Origin of the sequence: Kineococcus gynurae, from assembly GCF_042433995.1 — a bacterium.
Classification (GTDB): domain Bacteria; phylum Actinomycetota; class Actinomycetes; order Actinomycetales; family Kineococcaceae; genus Kineococcus; species Kineococcus gynurae.
Genome location: NZ_JBHLUI010000012.1, coordinates 1 through 21,991, shown reverse-complemented (window position 1 = coordinate 21,991; position 21,991 = coordinate 1). Strand labels below are relative to the sequence as shown.

Genomic DNA, 21,991 nt, shown 5'->3' with positions numbered 1-21,991 from the left:
GGCAGGATGCTGGCCATGAGCGCCACCACCCGGGCCACCACCCCCCGTCCGGCCCTCCCGCGTGACGATTCCTCCACCCCCACCGCCGAACTCCCCCCGGACCGGTTCGCCGACCGCGAGGTCTCCTGGCTGGCGTTCAACGAGCGCGTGCTGCAGCTGGCCCAGGACCCGGACCTGCCCCTGCTGGAGCGGACCCGCTTCCTGGCGATCTTCACCGCCAACCTCGACGAGTTCTTCATGGTCCGGGTGGCCGGGCTGAAGCGGCGCATCGCCACCGGGCTCGCCGTCACGGCCGCCTCGGGGCTGGAACCGCGCGAGGTCCTCGACGCGATCAGCGTGCGCGCGCACGACCTGACGGAGCAGCACGCGGCCACCTTCGCCGAGCAGGTCCGCCCGGCGCTGGCCGAGGCGGGCATCACCATCGTGCGCTGGGACGAGCTGGGCTCGCAGGACCAGGTCCGGTTGCACGGGTTCTTCCGCGACCAGGTGTTCCCGGTGCTCACCCCGCTCGCGGTGGACCCGGCCCACCCGTTCCCCTACATCTCCGGGCTCTCGCTGAACCTCGCCGTGGTGGTGCGCAACCCGACCACGGACAAGGAGCACTTCGCCCGGGTCAAGGTCCCGCCGCTGCTGCCGCGGTTCGTGGCCGTGGACCGGGCCGACGAGGACACCCCCGTGCGGGCGGCGCGCTTCGTGCCGCTCGAGGACGTCATCGCCGTGCACCTCGACCAGCTGTTCCCCGGCATGGAGGTCGTCCAGCACCACACGTTCCGGGTCACCCGCAACGAGGACCTGGAGGTCGAGGAGGACGACGCCGAGAACCTGCTGCAGGCCCTGGAGAAGGAGCTGCTGCGGCGCCGGTTCGGCCCGCCGGTCCGGCTCGAGGTCGCCCCGGACATCGACCCGACCGTCCGCGACCTGCTGGTGCGCGAGCTCGGCGTGCACGAGCAGGAGGTCTACGAGCTCCCCGAGCCCCTGGACCTGCGCGGCCTGAACGACATCGCCGACCTGGACCGCCCGGAGCTGAAGTACCCGAAGTTCGTGGCCCGCACCCACCGGGACCTGACCGACGGGGCCGAGACGGCCAAGCCGTCGGACCTGTTCGCGGCCATCCGCAACCGCGACGTCCTGCTGCAGCACCCCTACGACTCGTTCTCCACGAGCGTCCAGGCGTTCCTGGAGCAGGCCGCGGCCGACCCCCGCGTCCTCGCCATCAAGCAGACCCTTTACCGGACGTCGGGCGACTCCCCCATCGTCGACGCGCTCATCGACGCGGCCGAGGCCGGCAAGCAGGTGCTCGCGCTGGTCGAGATCAAGGCGCGTTTCGACGAGCAGGCCAACATCTCCTGGGCCCGCAAGCTGGAGCAGGCCGGGGTGCACGTCGTCTACGGCCTGGTCGGGTTGAAGACGCACGCGAAGCTCAGCCTCGTCGTCCGGCAGGAGTCCGGCGGGCTGCGGCGCTACTGCCACGTGGGGACGGGCAACTACAACCCCAAGACCGCGCGCATCTACGAGGACCTGGGGCTGCTCACCGACGACCCGCAGGTCGGCGAGGACCTGACCCGGCTGTTCAACCAGCTCTCCGGGTACGCCCCCAAGACGGCCTACAAGCGTCTGCTGGTCGCGCCCCGCTCGTTGCGCACCGGACTGGTCGACCGGGTCGACCGCGAGATCGAGAACGCCCGGCAGGGGTTGCCCGCCGGGGTGAAGTTCAAGATGAACTCGATCGTGGACGAGGCGGTCATCGACTCCCTCTACCGCGCCTCGCAGGCCGGGGTGCCGGTCGACGTGCTCGTCCGCGGGATCTGCGCGCTCCGCCCGGGCATCGAGGGGTTGAGCGAGAACATCCGGGTCCGCTCGATCCTGGGTCGCTTCCTCGAGCACAGCCGCATCTTCTGGTTCGCCTCGGGCGGAGACCCGGTCGTGATGATCGGCAGCGCCGACATGATGCACCGCAACCTGGACCGCCGCGTCGAGGCCGTCGTGCGGTTGTCCGACCCCCGTCACGTGCGCGAGGTCACGACGTTGCTGGAGACCGGGATGAGCGACACGACGAGCTCCTGGCACCTGCAGCCCGACGGGGAGTGGGTCCGGCACGCGCGCACGGCCGACGGCAAGCGCCTGCTCGACCTGCAGGAGCACATCATCGCCACCCGACCCGGTCGTCGCCCCAGCCCGCGCCGGCGATGACCGTCACCAGCGCGGCCCCGACGAGGAGCGCGACGGACGCCCCCCGGCCGGAGATCGAGGCGGCGGGCTGCCTCGTCGTCCGTCCCGGGCCGGGCGGGCCGGAGTTCCTGCTGGTGCACCGCCCGACCACGGTCAACCACCAACGGGACTGGTCCTGGCCCAAGGGCAAGCTCGACGGCGGGGAGGCCCCGCCCGCCGCCGCCGTCCGCGAGACCTGGGAGGAGACGGGGTTGCGCCCCCGGCTCTCCCTGCCGCTGCCCGAACGTCGCTACCGCGTCGCCGACGGGCGCTCCAAGCGGATCCGCTACTGGCTGGCCTTCGCCGCCGACGACGACACGGCCACCACCCCGGCGCCCGACGAGGTGGACGACGTCGAGTGGCTCACCGCCGCGGCCGCCCGCGAGCGGCTGTCCTACGCCCACGACGTCGAGCTGCTGGACGACGCGCTGGCCGAGCTGGACCGGCTGGGCGAGGGGGTCCCGACCTGGCCGCTCATCGTGCTGCGGCACGCGAAGGCGATGTCGCGCAGCGACTTCCGGGGCGGCGAGGCCGAACGCCCGCTGCTCGACCGCGGTCACGAGGAGAGCCACCGGCTGGCCCCGCTGCTGGCCTGCTGGGACGTCCGGGGGGTGCGCACCTCTCCCTGGGCGCGCTGCGTGCAGACCGTGCTTCCGGCCGCCGACCTCAACGACTGGCCCGTGCACGAGGACCCGGCCCTGACCGAGGCCGCCCACGCCGAGGACCCGCGCGGCTGGCACGCGGCGCTGGAGGAGGTCTACGAGCGGGCCGACGGGGTGGTGCTGTGCACCCACGGGCCGCTCCTGCCCGACCTGCAGGCCCGCCTCGCCGACCTGTCCCCCGTCTCCGCCGCGGCGGTGCTGGAGGCCAAGCTGGGCAAGGGCGAGTTCGTCGTCGCGCACGTCGTGGGCCAGGGACCCCAGGCCCGGGTCGCGGCCGTGGAGCGCCACGACGCCTGACACGTCGACCCCACCCGGGCGGGCGACCAGGGCACACGGTGAGCGACGAGAGATGCACCAGGTGTCATAAGTCGCGGTGGTTTACCTTCCGGTCATCCTCCCTTGGTCATCATGTCTGACCATTGACCCGCCAGGTTCACGCCCCGTTCACCCGGGCCGAGCCACCGCTTCACCTCGTCTGTTTAGCGTGCCATCACGTCGAGCCCAGGTGCGCGCCGATCCCGCGCGCCCGACGAGTGAAAGCGAGAGCTCCCGTGAACCGCACCGTCCTCCGCCGCGCCGCCCTCCCGGCCGCGCTGGCCCTGACCTTCGGCCTGGCGGCCTGCTCCGGCGCGAACGAGACCCAGACCGGGGCGTCCGGCTCGACCGAGAGCGCCTCCACCCTGAGCGGCAGCCTCGCCGGCGCCGGCGCGACCTCGCAGTCGGCCGCGCAGACCGCGTGGCAGGCCGGCTTCAACGCCGCCAACCCCGACGTGCAGGTCAGCTACGACGCCGTCGGTTCGGGCGGTGGCCGCGAGCAGTTCCTCAACGGCGCCGTGCCGTTCGCCGGTTCCGACCGCGCCCTGAAGGACGAGGAGCTGACCCAGGCCGAGTCCCGGTGCAACAACGGCAACGCCATGGACCTGCCGGTCTACGTCTCCCCCATCGCGATCGCCTACAACCTGCCGGGCGTGACCGACCTGCAGCTCTCGCCCGCCACCCTGGCCGGCATCTTCGCGGGCACGATCACCAGCTGGAACGCGGCCGAGATCGCCGCCGACAACCCGGGCAAGACCCTCCCCGCCACGGGCATCACCCCCGTGCACCGCTCGGACGACTCGGGCACCACCGAGAACTTCACCGACTACCTGCACACCACCGCGGGCGACGTGTGGACGAACGAGGCCGACGGCGAGTGGCCGCTGCAGGGTGGCGAGGCCGCCCAGGGCACCTCCGGTGTCGTCCAGGCCATCCAGGCCGGCGAGGGCGCCATCGGCTACGCCGACGAGAGCCAGGTCGCGGGCACCCAGCTCGGCGCCGCCAAGGTCAAGGTCGGCGACGCGTGGGTCGGCCCGACCGCCGACGCCGCCGCCAAGGCCGTCGACGCCTCCCCCGAGGCCGAGGGCCGTCCCGAGGGCGACATCGCCATCGAGATCGACCGCGCCACCACCGAGGCCGGCGCCTACCCGGTCGTCCTGGTCTCCTACCTGGTCGTGTGCTCCTCCTACGAGGACGCCAAGCAGGGCGAGCTGGTCAAGGCCTACGCGTCCTACATCGCGAGCTCCGAGGGCCAGGAGGCCGCGAACAAGAGCGCGGGCAACGCCCCGATCTCCGACGAGCTGAGCGGCAAGATCACCGAGTCCCTGAACCGGATCGGCGCCTGACCCAGATCCACCCCCGGTCCCCGGGCCGGGTAGCTCCACCGCAGGACCGACACGACGACGGGCGGTCCCGGCAGCCGCCGGACCGCCCGTCGTCGTGAGATCACCGGGAACCGTCCCGGGCCGCCGCACTCACCGCACGACTCAGGAGGAACGGGTGAGCACCACCGCACCACCGCCCAGGAGCGAGCCGATCGGCTCGCCCATCGCGACCGGGACCAAACGCATCGGCGACAGCGTGTTCCGCGGGATCGCGACCGCGGCCGGGGTGACCATCCTGCTGGTGCTCGCCCTGGTCGCCGCCTTCCTGATCATCCAGTCGCTGCCCGCGATCGTCGCCGCCCCGGCGGACATCCCCGGCGGTGAGGGCCTGGTCGCCTACATCTGGCCGTTGCTGTTCGGGACGATCCTGGCCGCGATCATCGCCCTGGCGACCGCGACCCCGGTCGCCGTCGGCATCGCGCTGTTCATCTCCCACTTCGCGCCGCGCCGGCTGGCCCAGAGCCTCGGCTACCTGGTCGACCTGCTGGCCGCGGTCCCCTCGGTCGTCTACGGCCTCTGGGGCATCGTCGTGCTCTCGACGTGGATGGTGCCGGTCTACGCCTGGCTGGCCGAGAACGCGTCGTTCATCCCGTTCTTCGCCGGGCCGGCCTCGGCGTCGGGCCGCACGATCTTCACCGCCGGCCTGGTGCTCGGCGTGATGATCCTGCCGATCATCACCGCGATCTCGCGCGACGTCTTCCTGCAGACCCCGCGGCTGAACGAGGAGGCCGCCCTGGCCCTCGGCGCCACCCGCTGGGAGATGATCAAGTACGCCGTGCTGCCCTACGGCCGCTCCGGGGTCACCAGCGCCGCGATGCTGGGCCTCGGCCGTGCGCTGGGCGAGACCATGGCCGTCGCCCTGGTCCTCTCGACCTCCAACATCGTGACCCTGAACCTGATCAGCACGACCAACCCCTCGACGATCGCCGCGAACATCGCGCTGGCGTTCCCCGAGGCCTACGGCATCACCGTCAACGTCCTCATCGCCAGCGGTCTCGCCCTCTTCGTCATCACGTTCCTGGTGAACTTCCTCGCCCGCTGGATCGTCTCGCGCTCTGGAGTGAAGGCATGACCACGACGACCGATCCGCAGCCGTCGCGGGACACCCTGGCCGCGCTCGACACCTCGCTGACCGCGGGCAAGCTGCCCCGCTGGGTGCCCGGTGTCCTCGTCCTGGTCGCGGTGGCCCTCGGTGCCGCGCTGACCGTCCCCGGCGGGTTCTCCTGGGGATCCCTGGCCGTCGTCTCGGCGCTGGCCTACCTCGTCCTGATCGTCTCCGTCTCCCGGGCCAAGGAGGGCGCCCGCAAGGCCAAGGACCGCCTGGTCACCTCCCTGGTGACGATGGCCTTCCTGCTGGCCATGGTGCCGCTGGTCTCGGTGGTGCAGACCGTGGTCAGCCGGGGCATCGCCCGCTTCGACCCGACCTTCTTCACCTGGACGATGACCGGGGTCGTCGGCGAGGGCGGCGGCGGGCTGCACGCGATCTGGGGCACGATCCTCATCACCCTCTTCGCGACCCTGATCTCGGTGCCGGTCGGCGTGCTCTGCGCGGTCTACCTCATCGAGTACGGCGCCGGGTCCAAGCTGGCCAAGGCGATCACCTTCCTGGTCGACGTCATGACCGGGATCCCCTCGATCGTCGCCGGTCTGTTCATCGCCGCGGTCTTCGTGCTCCTCGTCGGGCCGGAGATGCGCATCGGGCTGATGGGCGCCCTGGCCCTGTCGGTGCTGATGATCCCGGTCGTCGTCCGGGCGACCGAGGAGATGCTCAAGCTGGTCCCGAACGACCTGCGCGAGGCCGCCTACGCGCTCGGCGTCCCGAAGTGGCGCACGATCGTCAAGGTCGTGCTGCGGACCAGCGTCTCCGGCATCGCCACCGGCGTGACCCTGGCCGTGGCCCGCGTCGCCGGGGAGACCGCGCCGCTGCTGCTGACGATCGGCTACATCACCGGGACCAACTTCAACGTGCTCGAGGGCCGCATGACGACGCTGCCGACCTTCGCGTACTTCTCGTACCAGAACCCGGGCATCCCCGCCCAGGCCGGCTACGACCGGGCCTGGACAGCCGCCATGGTCCTGATCATCCTGGTGATGCTGCTCAACCTCGTCGCCCGGATGATCTCCCGCTACTTCGCCCCCAAGGGCAGTCGCTGAGCGGGCTCCCGCGCAGCTCGAGACCTGACACCCGAGAGAACCTGAGGAGCCCCGCAGTGGCCAAGCTCATCGACGTGAGCGACCTGAACATCTTCTACGGCGACTTCCTCGCCGTCGAAGGCGTCAACATGACGATCGAACCCCGCGCGGTGACCGCCCTCATCGGGCCGTCCGGCTGCGGCAAGTCGACGTTCCTGCGCACCCTGAACCGCATGCACGAGGTCATCCCCGGCGGCCGCGTCGAGGGCAAGGTCGTCATGGACGGCCAGGACCTCTACGACCGTGACGTGGACCCGGTCTCGGTCCGCCAGCACATCGGCATGGTCTTCCAGCGGCCGAACCCGTTCCCGACCATGTCGATCTACGACAACGTCGCGGCCGGGGTGCGGCTCAACGCCAAGCGCATGAAGAAGTCCGACCTGGACGACCTCGTGGAGAGCTCGCTGCGCGGGGCCAACCTCTGGAAGGAGGTCAAGGACCGGCTCGACAAGCCGGGCATGGGCCTCTCCGGCGGTCAGCAGCAGCGGCTCTGCATCGCCCGCGCGATCGCGATCCGCCCCTCGGTCCTGCTCATGGACGAGCCCTGCTCGGCGCTGGACCCGATCTCGACGCTCGCCGTGGAGGACCTCATCGGCGAGCTGAAGAGCGACTACACGATCGTGATCGTGACCCACAACATGCAGCAGGCGGCCCGCGTCTCCGACCGCACCGGGTTCTTCAACCTGGCCGGCGTGGGCAAGCCCGGCAAGCTGGTCGAGATCGACTCGACCGCGACGATCTTCTCCAACCCGTCGCAGAAGGCCACCGAGGACTACATCTCCGGGCGCTTCGGCTGATTCGACCTCGCCACGACGACCACGACCGACGACGACGGCCCGCTCCCCCGACGGGGGGCGGGCCGTCGTCGTCGGTGGCTCAGACCAGGTGCAGCAGCAGGGCGGTGGTGCCGGCCGCGACGAGCCCCGCGCCGGGCACGGTCAGCACCCAGCCCAGGACGACCGCGCGCACGACGTCCCAGCGGACCGCCGAGCGGCGACGGGTGGCCCCGGCGCCGACCACGGCCGCGGTGATGGTGTGGGTCGAGGAGATCGGCGTGTTCAGGCCCAGGGCCGCCACGTAGAGCGCGGTCGCCGAGACGACCTCGGCCGCGAAGCCGCGGGCCGGGTCGGTGCCGGCCAGCCGCTGCCCCAGCGTGCGGATGATGCGCCGACCCCCCACCCACGTGCCGAACCCCAGGGCGAGACCGGCGCTGAGCTTGACCCAGAGCGGGATCCGCCCCGAACCCTCCAGCGAACCGACCGCCACCAGCGCGAGGATGACGACCCCCATCGTCTTCTGGGTGGCCTGCAGCCCGTGCCCCAGGGCCATCGCCGCCCCGGAGACGACCTGGGCCACCCGGAAGCGGCGGTTCACCACGCCCGCCGGGACCGGGGCCAGGACCCGCAGCAGGGCGAGCATGAGCAGTCCCGCGGCGACGAACCCGAAGACGGGCGAGGCCACCATCGGCAGCACGATGGAGGTGAGGATGACGTCCCAGCGGACCGTCGTCCCGGCCACCAGACCGGAACCGGCCAGCCCCGCGATCAGCGCGTGCGAGGACGACGTCGGCAGTCCGCGGTGCCAGGTCAGGAGGTTCCAGGCCGTGGCCCCGAGCAGGGCGCCGAGGATGACGACCAGACCGCTCGATCCCCGGCCGGGGTCGACGATCCCGCTGCCGATGAAGGCGGCGAGCCCCTCCCCGAGGAAGGCCCCGGCCGTGTTGCAGACCGCGGCGAGCAGCAGGGCGATGCCGGGCGTCAGGGCCCGCGTGGAGATGGACGTGGCCACCGCGTTCGCCGCGTCGTGCGCCCCGTTGGTGAAGGCGAAACCGAGGGCGACCGCGACCACCAGGACGAGCAGGAACGACTCCACGCTCAGTGTTCCTTGATGACGATCGCGTCGATCGTGCGCGCCAGCCGGGTCAGGGTGTCGCTGCAGCGCAGCAGCGCCAGGCGGATCTCCTCGCGCCGCCGGAGGTCACCGACGTCGCGGCTGGTCTCCAGGTTCAGCGCCAGCATCCGGTTGCCGAGGGTGGCCGCCTGACGGGCCAACCGCCGCGACGTCGTCCACCGCTCGGGGCCGCCCGAGGGACGGCGCAACTGCCGCAGCGCGTGCTCGCACAACTCGCTCTGCCGCTGCACGACCTCGACGAGGTCGGCCGCCAGACCGTGGCTGACCTCGGCCCGCAGCACGATGACCAGGTCGGCGGTGCTCTGCAGGACGTCGAGGACGTCGACCACCGCGGCGATCAGCCGGTAGGAGTCGTCGCGGTCGAGGGAGGTGACCCAGCTGCGACCGACCCCGGCCAGCGCGCCGTGGCCGGTCTCGGTCGCCTCGACCTGGAGCTCGACCATCCGCTGACCGAGGTCCTGGCGCAGGCTCTCGTCGGCCCCGAGGACCGAGGCCAGCAGGTTCGTCGCCTCGACCAGCTGCCCCCCGACGGAGGCGGCGGCGTCCAGGAAGGACGGGTCTCGGGGCTGGACTCGCAGGCGCACGCTCTCGGTCTCTCTCGGGTCCCGGCCGGGGCCGGGGGTGGCGGAGTGGCCGATGGTAGGGCCTCCAGGTGAACAGACCGCCCGGTCGCTCAGCCGGGTGGCGGCAGCACCGGGCGGGTCGTCCAGGCGACGATGCCCAGGGCCCGGTCGAGGTCCCCACCGCGGATCGGCCCCTCGCTCTCCGAGGCGGCCACCACGACGTCGGCGTAGAGCTCGATCTCGGCGGCCAGGGCGGCGTCGGCCAGCTCCTCGGTCGAGGCCGGGGAGGTGCCCGGGCGGGCCGCGGGGTGGACCTCGTCGGCAGTCATGATGAGGCCAACGGTACGACCAGATCGGCCCGCCGTCCTGGTAGTGGCGTTTTCGATCACGCGCGCGACCGTCCGCCGGCCGTCGCGGGGGCGCTCATCGGGCGGGGTCGAGGGTGGGGGTCACCGGTTCCAGCCCGGGGGCCGTGCTCGGGGTCCCGACCGGGTCCGCCGCCGGCTGCAGCGCGGGTCGGTCCTGCGCCCCGAGGACGGTGCGCTGGAGGTTGACCGACGCCAGGCCCAGTCCGCCCACGGTCACCTCGTCGTAGGCGAGCAGCTGTCCGGCCTGCGGTCCGGACCGGCCGAAGTACAGCAGGGTCGCCGAGAGCGGCACGGGGCGACCGTCGCCGAGCCGGGCCAGCCCGGCGGCCGTGATGCCCGCACCCCCGGTGCTGCCCTCGACCATGACGCGGGTCCCCGAGGGGTCGAGGGTGACCGAGCGCGCGTGCAGGTGCCCGGCCAGGACGAGGGGGACCCGCCCGAGGACGGGTTCCAGGCCGGTCGGCTGGTGGACGAGGGCGACGTCCACCGGGTCGTCGGGGTCGCTCGCGTCCCACTGGGCGATCCCCGCGGCCAGCACCCGGTTGGCGGCGCGCTGGACGTCCTCCGCGCTGCCCGAGGCGACCTGGCCCTCCCCGTCCGGGGTGAACACCGGGTCGCCCTGGCCGGCGAAGCGCAACCCGGCCACCTCGGCGGTCCGGCCCTGGTCGAGGACGACCGCGTTCGGCTCGGCCGCGACGGCCGCCTCGGTCTGCCGGCTGTCGTGGTTGCCCCGCACGAAGACGTAGGGGACGCCGAGCTCGGAGATGCCGTCGAGGTAGGTGGCCTCGACCGCGGTCCCCCACGTGGTGATGTCGCCGGTGTCGACGACGGCCTGGACCCCGAACTGCCGCACCAGGGTGCGGGCCAGGTCGAGACCCAGCGGGTTCAGGTGCAGGTCGGAGATGTGCAGCACGGTGGTGACGTCCTCGCCGAGCCCGCTCGGGCCGCTCTGCGCGTCCCCGAGCACGGGCAGGTCGCCGGACACCGCGTAGAGCGTGGAGACGCTGGTGACGATGTCGGACAACCCGCTGCGGTAGGACTCCAACCGGTCCATGGCCGACTGCGTCGAGCTGACCACGTAGGGCGCGCGGGAGAGCAGCCCCGTGAACCGGGGCTGCTGCAGCGCCGCCGGGTCCAGGGTCAGGGCGGTCGTCCCGCCGGTGACCAGCACGGCGACGAGTACCAGGGAGGTGGTCTGCGCCGCGCGGCGGGCCCCGCGGTAGACGACGAACCCCGCGACGAGCGCCCCGGCCAGACCGCACCCGGCCGACGTCAGCGCCGCCCGGATGGTGGCCGAGCGGATCGTCTGGGTGACCGTGAGCTCCAGGGCGAGCAGCTGCTGGGGGGAGGACACCAGCCGCGAGGCGGCGTCCAGGTCGACCGAGGCGATGTTGGCGGTGACGGCGACCGGGGCCCGGTGGGTGTCGAAGGACACCTCGCCGACCGGGGGGAGCTCGACCCGCACCCCGGGGTGCAGGCTCGGGAGCACCCGCACGTCGGTCTGCAGCGGCCCCACCCAGGTCGTCGTCGCGGGAGCCAGCGCGAAGCCCGCGCCCGCGCCCAGCACGGTCACGGCGAGCAGGCCGAGCAGCGCCGGGATCCGGCGCAGCAGGGGGCGCGGCAGCCACCGACGTCGATCACGCATCCGCCCCATCCTCTCCCAGCCCCCGCCGCCCGGACATCCGCCCGGGAATCCATCGGATCCACCGGGCCGATGGTTGAACGCGGCGCCGACCCCCGTCGTACCCCTTCTCGACCGAACATCGAGTCGAGGAGGACGACGTGCGCACCATCCGCAGGATCTCGATCGCGACCGCCGCCGTGGCCGCGCTGGCCCTGACCCCCACCGTGGCCGTGGCCGGCGACCGCCCGGCGTCCCCGCCCCGGGGGCACCACCAGTCCGACGTCCGGGCCGTCGGCCTGGTCGACGGCACGCAGCTCGTGACGTTCTCGGTGTCGCGTCCCGGGGACGTCCGCAAGACCGGCACCGTGCGGGGCCTGACCGGGGGTGACACCGAACTGGTCGGCATCGACGCCCGGGTCCAGGACCGCGGGGTCTACGGCGTCGGGAACGCCGGCGGCGTCTACAAGCTGGACGTCCACTCCGCCCGGGCCGAGTTCGTCCTGCGCCTCACCGAGGAGCTCGACGGCACCCGCTTCGGGGTCGACTTCAACCCGGCGGCCAACGCCCTGCGCATCGTCAGCGACACCGGGCAGAACCTGCGTCAGCCCTTCGCCACCCCCGGGGCGGCGACCGTCGCCGACACGCCGCTGACCACCCCGCCGACCGCCGGGACCACCACCGGCGTCACGGCCGCGGGGTACACCAACAACGACCTCGACGAGAAGACCGGAACCACCCTGTTCGTCGTGAACGCCGACACCGGGGCCCTCGCCATCCAGTCCCCCGCCAACGCCGGCACCCTGGCCGCCACCGGCAACCTCGGCGTCGACCTGGGTGAGGACCCTGCCTTCGACGTCCGCGGGACCACCGGTTACCTCGTCGTCCCGGCCGGTGAGCGCTCGACCGTCTACGAGGTCTCGCTGCTCACCGGCCAGGCCACGAAGAAGGGCCACGTGAAGGCCGCCGTCGGCGACCTCGCCCTGCGGCTCTCCTGAGTCCTACTCCGACAGCAGGACCGTGGTGGAGTAGTCCCGCACCAGCAGGGTCTGCACCTCGGCCCCGACGGCCTGTTCCGGGTCGCTGGACATCGCCAGCGTCCAGGGCTTGCCGTCGGGGTCGGGGACCTGGAACTCGACGGGGTTGTCGGCCGCGTTGACCAGCAGCAGGATCGAGGCCGACCCCTCGGCCGCGAAGCGCAACGAGAAGGCCTTGGCGTTGGCGTCCTGCCACTCCGCGTCGGTCATCGGTTCCCCGTCGGCGCGCAGCGCGATGACGGCGTCCGCGCTGCCGTCCCGGCCGTCGCCGCGGTACACCGTGGAGCGCAGGGCCCGCGTGCAGCGGCGCAGCGCGATCAGTTTCCGGGTGTACTCGAGCAGGTCGTCGTCGACGGCGTCCCAGTCGAACCAGGAGATCTCCGAGTCCTGGCAGTAGGCGTTGTTGTTCCCGCCCTGGGACCGGGCCAGCTCGTCCCCCCCGAGGATCATCGGCACCCCCGCCGAGAGCAGCAGTGTGGTGAGCAGGTTGCGCCGCTGCCGGTTGCGGAGGTGGTTGATCTCCTCGTCGTCGGTCGGTCCCTCGGCCCCGCAGTTCCAGGAGCGGTTGTCGCTCTCGCCGTCGTTGTTGTCCTCGCCGTTGGCGTCGTTGTGCTTCTCGTCGTACATGGTGAGGTCGGCCAGGGTGAACCCGTCGTGCGCGGTCACGAAGTTCACGCTGCAGACCGGGGACCGGCGGCTGGCCTCGTACACGTCGGGGCTGCCGGTCAGCCGCTGGGTGAGGTCGCCCAGCGTGCCGTGCCCCCGCCAGAAGTCGCGGACGTCGTCGCGGAACTTCCCGTTCCACTCCGACCAGGCCGCCGGGAACCCCCCGACCTGGTACCCCGCGGTGTCCCAGGGCTCGGCGATGAGCTTCACCCGGGCCAGGACCGGGTCCTGGTGGCACAGGGACAGGAAGGCGCTGTGCACATCGGCGTCGCCACCCTGCCGGGTCAGCGTGGTCGCCAGGTCGAACCGGAACCCGTCGACGTGCATCTCGGTCACCCAGTAGCGCAACGAGTCCATGATCAGGTGCAGGGCCGCGGGGTGCGACACGTTGAGCGAGTTGCCCGTACCGGTGGTGTCGAAGTAGTTCTCCGGCTCCTCCTCGACCAACCGGTAGTAGGCGGAGTTGTCGATGCCCTTGAGCGACAGGGTCGGGCCCAGGTGGTTGCCCTCGGCGGTGTGGTTGTAGACGACGTCGAGGATGACCTCGAGCCCTGCGGCGTGCAGGGCCTTGACCATCTCCTTGAACTCCCGCACCTGCTCCCCGCCCTGGCCGGCGGAGCTGTACTCGTTGTGGGGGGCGAAGAACCCGATCGAGTTGTAGCCCCAGTAGTTGCGCAGGCCCTTCTCGACGAGGTGGTCGTCCTGGACGAACTGGTGCACGGGCAGCAGCTCGACCGCGGTCACCCCCAGGGAGGTGAGGTGCTCGATCGCCGCGGGGTGCGCCAGGCCCGCGTAGCTGCCGCGGATCTCCTCGGGCACGTCGGGATGCTGCTGGGTGAAGCCCTTGACGTGGACCTCGTAGACGACGGTGTCGGCCAGCGGGGTCCGCGGGGCACGGTCGTCGCCCCAGTCGAAGGCCGGGTCCACGACCACGGCCCGGGGCGCGCTCGCGCCGTTGTCGGTGTCGTTGCGGGCCTCGGGGTCGGCGTGCAGGTGCCCGAAGTCCTCCTCCTCCAGGGTCCACATGCCCTCCACCGCACGGGCCCACGGATCCAGCAGCAGCTTGGCCGGGTTGTGCCGCAACCCTTCCCCCGGTTCCCACTCACCGTGGACCCGCAGACCGTACCGGGTGCCGACGCCGGCGTCGGGAACCAGCCCGTGGAACACGTGGCCCGTGCGCTCGCTCAGTTCGACCCGACGCTCGGCCCCGTCGGGACCGTCGAAGACGGCCACCTCGACCTTCTCGGCCGTCTCGGAGTGCACGGCGACGTTCACGGCGCCCTCGCGCAGGCTGACGCCGAGGGGGTACGGGGTGGAATCAGGTTTCGTGGACACCTCAGGAGCGTGCTGGACACCCCCCAAGAGCGCGACCCGAACGTGCCCCGGACGGACGAACCCCCGCCGACCCGGAGGTCGACGGGGGTCCGGAACCTCGTGGCGCTCAGGCGTCCAGCGAGGCGTCCAGGGTGATCTCGACCCCGGTCAGCGCCTTGGACACGGGGCAGGACTCCTTGGCGGCCTGCGCGGTCCGGGCGAAGGTGTCGGCGTCGATGCCCGACACCTCACCGGTGACCGTGAGCTTGATGCCGGTGAGCTTGAACCCGCCGGCCTCCTTGTCCGGCCCGAGGGAGACGTCGGCGGTCACCTCGAGGCTCTCCGGCGTCCCGCCGGCCTCGGCGAGCAGCGCCGAGAACTGCATGGCGTAGCAGGAGGAGTGGGCGGCGGCGATGAGTTCCTCGGGGCTCGTGGTGCCCCCGGCCTCGTCCGCGGCCCGCTTCGGGAAGGAGACGTCGTACGTGCCGACCTTGGAGCTGGAGAGCTCGACCTGGCCCGAGCCCTCCTCGAGGGTCCCGTTCCAGGCGGTGCGCGCGGTACGCGTGGGCATGCTGTTCCTCCGTCGCTCGGATGGTCCTACGGGGCCCGGTGCTCGGACCCGATCTCCATCCTCCACAACGACCGATCGCCCCGCCACAGGGGGACGGGGCGATCGGTGGAGCGACCTCAGTCGCGAGGGGCGGCGTCCCGACGCGGAGCGCGCGAGCCGCGGAACCCGCCGTCGCGGCGGGGGCCGCGCGGGCCCCGGCCGTCACCGCGGAAACCGCCCTGGCCGCGACCCTGGCCCCGGCCCTCGCGCCGCTCGGTGGTCCGACGCGGCTTGATCACCACGGGCTCGCCGGACTCGGCGACCGCACGGACGATCTCGTCCCCGGCGGCCACGCGCTCGACGTCGTTGGCCTCGACACCCGCGTCGCGGTGCAGCCAGCCGTACTTGCGGACCTGGTCGGGCAGCGCGATCGCGAGGACGGTGCCCTTGGCCCCGGCCCGGGCGGTGCGCCCGGAGCGGTGCAGGTAGTCCTTGTGGTCGTTCGGCGGGTCCACGTGCACGACGAGGTCCACGTCGTCGACGTGGATGCCGCGGGCCGCGACGTCGGTCGCCACCAGGACGCGGGTCTCCCCCGCCGAGAAGGCGTCGATCGCCTTGGACCGCTGCGACTGGCGCAGGTCGCCGTGGATCGCCTCGGCGGGGGCGCCCGCCTCGCGCAGCTGGTCGGCCAGGCGCTGGGCGCCGAGCTTGGTGCGGACGAAGAAGATCGACCGCGCCGGACGGTGGCTGATCTCGGTCAGGATCGGCAGCTTGTCGTGCGGGCGGACCGCGAAGACCCGGTGCTCCATGTTGCCCACCGCGTCGGCCGGGGTCGGCACGGCGTGGAAGGAGGGGTCGGTGAGGAAGTCCGTCACCAGCGCCTCGACCCCGCGGTCGAGGGTGGCCGAGAAGAACATCCGCTGCCCGCCCGGCTTGGTGCCCTCGAGGATCGAGCGCACGTTGGGCAGGAAGCCGAGGTCGGCCATGTGGTCGGCCTCGTCGAGGACGGCCACCCGGACCTCCTCCAGCGAGACGGCGTCGCGCTCGATGAGGTCGACGAGGCGACCCGGGGTCGCGATCAGCACGTCGATGCCGCGCTGCAGGGCCGAGATCTGCTTGCCGTAGGGCACGCCGCCGACGACGACGGACATCCGCAGGTTCAGCGAGTCGCCCAGGGGGCGCAGCGCGTCGGCGACCTGCATGGCCAGCTCACGGGTGGGGACGAGCACCAGGCCGCGGGGCGCCCCGGTGATGCGGTTGCGGGGGCCGGCGGCGAGGCGGGCCAGCATCGGCAGACCGAAGCCGAGGGTCTTGCCGGAGCCGGTGCGGGCCCGGCCGAGGATGTCGCGCCCGGCGATGCCGTCGGGCAGGACGCGGGACTGGATGGCGAACGGCGCCGACATGCCGCGCTTCTCCAGCGCGGCGACGAGCTCCTCGGGCAGACCGAGCTCGGCGAACGTGGCCTCGGTGACCTCGACCTGCTCGGCCGCGGTCAGCGCCTGCTCGATCGGGGACGGGGCGAAGGACCGCGGGCTGCGCGGCGGGCCCTGCCGACGGCGGGGGCCGGCGTTGCCGCGGAAGCCGTTGGAGCCACCGCGGGTGTCGCGGTCACCGTAGAAGTCGCGCTCGGTGCGCTCGCCGCGGAACTCGCGACGGGGGCCGCGCTCGTCGCTGCGACGAGGGCGGGGAAGACCGCCGCCGGCCGCGGGACGGCCGAAGGAACGGTCGGTGGACTGGTCGTACTGGGGCATGAAGAAAGTGCTCCACGTGGACGTCGGCCGCACGCGGTCGTCCCCCGGGATTGATCGGCGCGCAGCAGTGGTGCGCACTCGGATGTCCGGCGGAATGGACTCAAGCGACCTCACGGGCGACTCGCCCGCTGAGTGGACGGCATGGAACCGTCTGGAGAAGCTTAACAGGCTTCACCCCCGGCCCCCTTCCCCCGCCGGGACCCCCGGCCGTGATCCGGGTCTCGCTCAGCCCTGCTGCGCGCTGGCCTGGATCGCCGTGAGCGCGATCGTGTAGACGATGTCCTCGACCAGCGCGCCGCGCGAGAGGTCGTTCACCGGCTTGGCCAGACCCTGCAGCATCGGCCCGACGCTGACGACACCCGCGTTGCGCTGCACCGCCTTGTAGGTCGTGTTGCCCGTGTTCAGGTCCGGGAAGACGAACACCGTGGCCCGCCCGGCGACCGGCGAGTCCGGCGCCTTGGCCCGGGCCACGGACGCGACCGCGGCCGCGTCGTACTGCAACGGTCCGTCGATGACGAGGTCCGGTTCGCGCTCCTTGGCGATGCGGGTGGCCTCGGCCACCTTGTCCACCGACGACCCGGCCCCCGAGGTCCCGGTCGAGAACGAGATCATCGCCACCCGGGGCTCGATACCGAAGGCCCGGGCGGAGGCGGCGCTCTGCAGGGCGATGTCGGCGAGCTCCTCGGGCCCCGGGTCCGGGTTGACCGCGCAGTCCCCGTAGAGCACGACGTCGTCGGGCAGGCACATGAAGAACACCGACGAGACGAGCCTCGCCCCCGGCCGGGTGCGGATGATCTGCAGCGCCGGTCGCACCGTGGCCGCGGTGGTGTGCACGGCCCCCGCGACCAGGCCGTCCACGTCCCCGGCGGCCAGCATCGTGGTGCCCAGCCAGATGGGGTCGGCGAGGGTGTCGCGGGCGACGTCGGGCTGCAGGCCCTTGTGCTTGCGCGCCTCCACCAGGACGTCGACGTACTTCTCCACGTCCTCGGTCGGGTCGACCACCTCGACCCCGTCGGGCAGGGTCAGGCCGAGACCGGCGGCGACCTGCTCGACCTCGGCGGGCGGGGCCAGCAGCACCGGGCGGGCGATGCCGCGCTGCGCGCAGATGACGGCCGCCTGCAGCGTGCGGGGCTCGGCCCCCTCGGGCAGGACGATCCGCTGCTGCCGCTCGGCGGCCAGCGTGGTGAGCCGACGGCGGAACGCGGCCGGGGAGAGCCGCGGGGCGTGCTGCGGGGTCGGGAGGGCGGTCAGCCAGGACGGGTCCAGCGCGTCGGCCACCGCCGCCGACACCGCCCGGGCCCGTTCGGCGTCGTCGGCGGGGACCTCCGGGTCGAGGTTGCCGACCGCGGAGGCGGTCGCGTACGTGCTGCGCTCCGAGAGCAGGATCGGGAGCCCGGTCTGGGCCGCGGCCGCGGTGAGGTCGGCCACCCGCGGGTCCATCTCGACGCCCGCGGTCAGCAGCAGCCCGGCCAGGCGGGTCCCGTTCAGCGCGGCCAGGCAGGCCGACATGACGACGTCGTGCCGGTCACCGGGGACGAGGATGAGGCGCCCCTCGCGCAGCAGCGGCAGCATGCCGGGCACCGCCTGGGCGGCGACCACGACCTCCTTGATCCGCCGGGTCTGCTCCCCCGCGGTCAGCACGGTCACGTCGAGCTCCCGGACCAGGTCGCGCACCCGGGGCCAGGTCAGGTCGGGGCGGAACGGCACGGCCGCGACCAGCGGGATCCCGTGCACCTCCAGCGCCCCGCGCAGGGCCGCCCGTCGGCTGGTCGCCACGTCCACGTCGTCGGGCACGGGCCAGCGGTTGACGATCCCCCCGATGACGCGGAACCCCTCCCCGCGCCGGTAGGTCTCGGCGGTGACCGCCATCGACTCGGCGATCCGTTCCGCCGCACCCGGTTCCGAGCCGTCGATCCCCGCCGAGCCGACCAGCACGACGTCGGCGTCCAGCGCGGTCGCCAGGGCCTGGTTCATGCGCGAGGAGTAGAGGACGCCCGGGGTCGGGGCGAGCCCCTCGACCACGACGACGTCGTGCGCGGCGAGGTCGTCCTCCAACCGGGCGAGGACCTGCTCCATGAGGTCGTCGACCTGCCCGTGGCTGAGCAGGTCGGCCACCGTCTCGGCCGCCACCGGCTCCCCCGGGCTCAGCGAGGTGACCAACCGGACCAGGGAGCTGGACCGGTCGTGGCCGGCGTCGATGCGGCGCCCCGGCTGACCGAGCGACTTCGCGAACCCGACGTCGACCCCGCGCGCGTCCAGGGCGCGCACCAGCCCGAGGCAGGCCGAGGTGAGTCCGGCGCCGTGGCCGGTGGGGACGACGAGCAGGGTGCGGGCCATCAGGGTCTCCTCGGGCGGGGCGGGCTCAGGCGGGGACAAGCGCGACCGTGTCGCGGGCGATGAGCAGTTCCTCGTCGGTGGGCACCACCATCGCCAGGGGTGCGGCGGGATCGGTCGGGTCGGGCTCGGTGATGCGACCGCGCGGGTCGGACCCCCGGCCGTGGTCGGCGTTCAGCGCCGGGTCCTCGCGCAACCCGAGGTGCGACAACCGGGCGAGCAGGGCCGAACGGACGGGGACGGCGTTCTCCCCCACCCCGCCCGTGAGGACCAGGGCGTCGAGCCCGCCCAGGGGAACGGTGAGCGCGGCCACGTGCTTGGCCGCCCGGTAGACGAACACGTCGAGCGCCAGCCGGGCCCCGGAGTGCCCGGCCCCGGCCTGCTCGGTCAACGTGCGCACGTCGTTGCTCAGACCGGACAGGGCCAGCAGCCCCGACTCCGAGTTCAGCTGCCGCACGATCTCGTGGACGTCGGCCCCCGTGCGCCGGGCCACCAGGTCGAGGACCCCCGCGTCGACGTCGCCCGAGCGGGTCCCCATCACCAGACCCTCCAGCGGGGTCAACCCCATGGTCGTGTCGACCGAGCGACCGCCGAGGACGGCCGTCGCGCTGCACCCGTTGCCGAGGTGGGCCACCACGAGCCGCAACCCGTTCACCGACCGCCCCGAGGCCTCCAGGAGTTCGGCGGCCCGGGCGGACACGTAGCGGTGACTCGTGCCGTGCGCGCCGTAGCGCCGGACCCCGAGGTCGGAGAACCAGGCCCCGGGGACGGCGTAGCGGTAGGCGACCGGGGGCATCGTCTGGTGGAAGGCCGTGTCGAAGACGGCGACGTGGGTCAGGTCGGGGAGCACCGCCCGGGCCGCGTCGATGCCGGCCGCGTTGGCCGGGTTGTGCAGCGGGGCCAGGGCCGAGAGCTCCCGGATGTCGGCGAGCACCCGGTCGGTCACCGGCACCGAGGCGCTGTAGCGCGCACCCCCGTTGACGACGCGGTGCCCGACCCCGAGCAGGTCGATGCCCGCCCCGGTGAGGAAGGGCAGCGCCTCGGCCAGCACCCCCGCATGGTCGGAGCGGCCCGGGGCGAGGGAACGTTTCCCGTCCGCCGTGCTGACGTGCAGCACGGCGTCGTCGCTGCCCAACCGCTCGCCGAGGATCGAGACGGGTCGTCGCCCCGTCCGCGGGTCGACCAGCGCCAGCTTCACCGACGAGCTGCCGCAGTTCACCACGACGACGCAGCCGTGACCGTCCGACACGTCCCACCCCCAGGTCCGTCGGGCCCGCGCCCGCTGATCCTCCGGAGGTCAGCCTGTCAGGTCTCCCTCCGCCGGACCTCCCGGGGGCGCGACCGGGGGCGCGGGGCGGGTGAAGGTGAGATGGGTGACGCCGGTCGGGGAGGCCGTGGCCTCGACGTCGAAGCGCGATTCGACGCCCTCCAGCCCGTCCCACAGCCGCACCCCGCGGCCGAGCAGGATCGGGACCACCACCACGTGCAGGTGGTCGACCAGATCGGCCGCCAGGAACTCCCGGACCGTGCTGGGTCCGCCCCCGATCCGGACGTCGCGGCCCCCGGCCGCCTCCCGGGCCAGGGCGAGGGCTTCGGCCGGCGTCGCGTCGACGAAGTGGAACGTCGTCCCCCCGGCCATCTCCAACGACGGGCGCGGGTGGTGGGTCAGGACGAAGACCGGGGTGCGGAACGGCGGCTCCTCGCCCCAGAACCCCCGCCACTCGTGGTCGGCCCAGGGCCCCTGCTGCGGACCGAACTTCCCGCGTCCCATGATCTCCGCACCGATCGACCCGTCCCAGGCGCTCGCGAACGCCTCGTCGACCCCGACGCTGCCGCCGGTGGCGCCGAACATGGCCCGGAACGTGCGGGTCCGGAAGGCCCACTCGTGCAACCGGTGCCCGGCGTGACCGAAGGGGGATTCGAGGCTCTGCCCCTCCCCCGTCGCGAAACCGTCGAGCGAGACGCTGAAGTTGTGGACCCGGACGAGTCCGCCCTGGTCGTTCACGACAGCCCCGACCCGTCGGTCCCGTCGGTCCCGCAGAACCGGAGCACGTTCCCGAACGGGTCCAGCACGGCGAAGGTGGGACCACCGGGCGCGTCCTCGTCCATCCCGGGCCGTTGTCGTGGCGCCAACCGGGGCAGGAGTTCCGCGTGCAGGGCCCGGACGTCGTGCACCGGGATCCAGACCCCGGTGCCCGGGGTCCCGTCCCCGTAGTGCTCCGACAGGTCGAGCACCGCCTCGTCCCGCGCGATCCGGGTGTAGAGCGGAAGATCCGGTTCGAAACGGTGCTCCCACTGCCGGGTGAAACCCAACCGGTCCTCGTAGAACTCCAGGGCGAGGTCCCCGTCCTGGACCCGCAGGACGGGGACGACCGACCCGAGTCGGGGTGTCGTCATGACGTCATTGTGGAGAGCGGCACCTCTCGGGCGTCAAGATGTCGGCCGCGGGGCTCCCCACCGGCCCGGCTCACCAGGATCCGGGCCCGCCCGAGTCCGATCTTGGCCTGGCCGGTCCAGATGGAACGCCGTTCCTCCCGCTGCACCCTGCGCCCGATCGGCCGCGTCCGTCAGCTGCAGACCCCGGGGAATCTTCAGCCGGGCCGTTTCCCGTCGTTCAGAACGGGGGCGCGTCACCGCCGCCCCAGCTCGACGTCACGGCGTCGCAGACCCGGCGTCGGTGGGCAGCGCGGTGCTCGAACACGTACATCGTCTTCTGCCGGTGGTGCCGTCGGCAGGAAGCGTGCAGGTTCGACCGGACCGTCCGCCCGCCCTCCTCGAACGGGACCCGGTGGTCGAGGTCGCAATCGATCGCGGGCACCAGGCAGCCCGGCGTGGTGCACGTCTTGTCCCTCGCCTGCACGAAACGGCGTAATGCGGCGCCGGGACGGTAGACCCGAGGTGAGACGTCCAGAACGTCGCCCGTCACCGGGTCGGTGAGGACTCTTCGCCAGTCCCCGTCGGCGGCCAGGGCGCGGGCCAGCGCGGCGGGGACCGGGCCGATCCCGGCGACCTCACCCGGTTCGTCGTCCAACCCCAGCAACGTCCGGGCGGCGATCGTGACGTGGACGGTGGTGCTGGAGGCGGGGCGGTGGGTCCGGACGTGCGTCACCGGG

General features: G+C 72.9%; 19 protein-coding genes. 7 read left to right on the top strand and 12 right to left on the bottom strand.

Features of this window, described 5'->3' with window-relative positions; genetic code table 11:
• Positions 1-15 precede the first annotated feature (15 nt).
• The 6 genes from ACFFKU_RS16065 to pstB all read left to right on the top strand — a co-directional run bounded on the left by ACFFKU_RS16065 (position 16) and on the right by pstB (position 7,560).
• Positions 16-2,190, top strand: a complete 2,175-nt coding sequence (locus ACFFKU_RS16065) for an RNA degradosome polyphosphate kinase (protein ID WP_380139507.1) — start codon at positions 16-18, stop codon at positions 2,188-2,190.
• Positions 2,187-3,167, top strand: coding sequence for an NUDIX hydrolase (locus tag ACFFKU_RS16060; protein ID WP_380139505.1), 981 nt, complete (start codon positions 2,187-2,189; stop codon positions 3,165-3,167). Before ACFFKU_RS16065 ends, ACFFKU_RS16060 begins: the two co-directional genes overlap by 4 nt.
• 254 nt (positions 3,168-3,421) lie before the next feature.
• Complete coding sequence (pstS, locus tag ACFFKU_RS16055; protein WP_380139503.1) at positions 3,422-4,531, top strand: phosphate ABC transporter substrate-binding protein PstS; 1,110 nt, start codon at positions 3,422-3,424, stop codon at positions 4,529-4,531.
• A 154-nt stretch (positions 4,532-4,685) separates the two neighbouring features.
• Positions 4,686-5,642, top strand: a complete 957-nt coding sequence (gene pstC, locus ACFFKU_RS16050; RefSeq protein ID WP_380139502.1) for a phosphate ABC transporter permease subunit PstC — start codon at positions 4,686-4,688, stop codon at positions 5,640-5,642.
• Entirely contained in the window at positions 5,639-6,724 is a 1,086-nt protein-coding gene (gene pstA / locus ACFFKU_RS16045) for a phosphate ABC transporter permease PstA (protein WP_380139500.1), read from the top strand. Before pstC ends, pstA begins: the two co-directional genes overlap by 4 nt.
• Before the next feature lie 56 nt (positions 6,725-6,780).
• Positions 6,781-7,560: a phosphate ABC transporter ATP-binding protein PstB gene (pstB, locus tag ACFFKU_RS16040; protein WP_380139498.1), complete on the top strand. Its 780-nt coding sequence runs from the start codon at positions 6,781-6,783 to the stop codon at positions 7,558-7,560.
• 79 nt (positions 7,561-7,639) lie between these two features.
• Here pstB and ACFFKU_RS16035 read toward each other — a convergent pair whose 3' ends face one another.
• From ACFFKU_RS16035 to ACFFKU_RS16020, 4 genes are all read right to left on the bottom strand, one after another.
• Positions 7,640-8,635 (bottom strand): inorganic phosphate transporter, encoded by a 996-nt coding sequence (locus ACFFKU_RS16035; protein ID WP_380139496.1) that lies wholly within the window; start codon positions 8,633-8,635, stop codon positions 7,640-7,642.
• Between the two features lie 2 nt (positions 8,636-8,637).
• Positions 8,638-9,258 (bottom strand): hypothetical protein, encoded by a 621-nt coding sequence (locus ACFFKU_RS16030; RefSeq protein ID WP_380139494.1) that lies wholly within the window; start codon positions 9,256-9,258, stop codon positions 8,638-8,640.
• Positions 9,259-9,347: 89 nt separating this feature from the next.
• Positions 9,348-9,566, bottom strand: a complete 219-nt coding sequence (locus ACFFKU_RS16025; RefSeq protein WP_380139493.1) for a hypothetical protein — start codon at positions 9,564-9,566, stop codon at positions 9,348-9,350.
• Positions 9,567-9,660: 94 nt separating this feature from the next.
• Entirely contained in the window at positions 9,661-11,250 is a 1,590-nt protein-coding gene (locus ACFFKU_RS16020; protein WP_380139491.1) for a metallophosphoesterase family protein, read from the bottom strand.
• A gap of 137 nt (positions 11,251-11,387) precedes the next feature.
• On the opposite strand from ACFFKU_RS16020, the gene ACFFKU_RS16015 reads away from it, so the two are divergent.
• Positions 11,388-12,224, top strand: a complete 837-nt coding sequence (locus ACFFKU_RS16015) for a DUF4394 domain-containing protein (RefSeq protein ID WP_380139489.1) — start codon at positions 11,388-11,390, stop codon at positions 12,222-12,224.
• A gap of 3 nt (positions 12,225-12,227) precedes the next feature.
• On the opposite strand, the gene glgX is transcribed toward ACFFKU_RS16015, so the two are convergent.
• The 8 genes from glgX to ACFFKU_RS15975 all read right to left on the bottom strand — a co-directional run.
• The gene (glgX, locus tag ACFFKU_RS16010; RefSeq protein ID WP_380139487.1) at positions 12,228-14,264 is read right to left on the bottom strand and encodes a glycogen debranching protein GlgX; all 2,037 of its coding nucleotides are present in this window, start codon (positions 14,262-14,264) and stop codon (positions 12,228-12,230) included.
• Between the two features lie 106 nt (positions 14,265-14,370).
• Positions 14,371-14,814 carry an OsmC family protein gene (locus ACFFKU_RS16005; RefSeq protein ID WP_380139485.1) on the bottom strand — a complete coding sequence of 148 codons (444 nt, stop codon included), beginning with the start codon at positions 14,812-14,814 and terminating at the stop codon, positions 14,371-14,373.
• Between the two features lie 116 nt (positions 14,815-14,930).
• Positions 14,931-16,544 (bottom strand): DEAD/DEAH box helicase, encoded by a 1,614-nt coding sequence (locus tag ACFFKU_RS16000; protein WP_380139484.1) that lies wholly within the window; start codon positions 16,542-16,544, stop codon positions 14,931-14,933.
• A 225-nt stretch (positions 16,545-16,769) separates the two neighbouring features.
• The gene (gene pta, locus ACFFKU_RS15995) at positions 16,770-18,881 is read right to left on the bottom strand and encodes a phosphate acetyltransferase (protein ID WP_380139482.1); all 2,112 of its coding nucleotides are present in this window, start codon (positions 18,879-18,881) and stop codon (positions 16,770-16,772) included.
• A gap of 25 nt (positions 18,882-18,906) precedes the next feature.
• Positions 18,907-20,127 carry an acetate/propionate family kinase gene (locus ACFFKU_RS15990; protein WP_380139480.1) on the bottom strand — a complete coding sequence of 407 codons (1,221 nt, stop codon included), beginning with the start codon at positions 20,125-20,127 and terminating at the stop codon, positions 18,907-18,909.
• Positions 20,128-20,175: 48 nt separating this feature from the next.
• Positions 20,176-20,883 carry a dihydrofolate reductase family protein gene (locus tag ACFFKU_RS15985; protein WP_380139478.1) on the bottom strand — a complete coding sequence of 236 codons (708 nt, stop codon included), beginning with the start codon at positions 20,881-20,883 and terminating at the stop codon, positions 20,176-20,178.
• Positions 20,880-21,275: a glyoxalase superfamily protein gene (locus ACFFKU_RS15980; protein ID WP_380139476.1), complete on the bottom strand. Its 396-nt coding sequence runs from the start codon at positions 21,273-21,275 to the stop codon at positions 20,880-20,882. Before ACFFKU_RS15980 ends, ACFFKU_RS15985 begins: the two co-directional genes overlap by 4 nt.
• Before the next feature lie 217 nt (positions 21,276-21,492).
• On the bottom strand, positions 21,493-21,991 hold a 499-nt coding region (locus ACFFKU_RS15975; protein ID WP_380139475.1), incomplete at its 5' end, for an HNH endonuclease signature motif containing protein.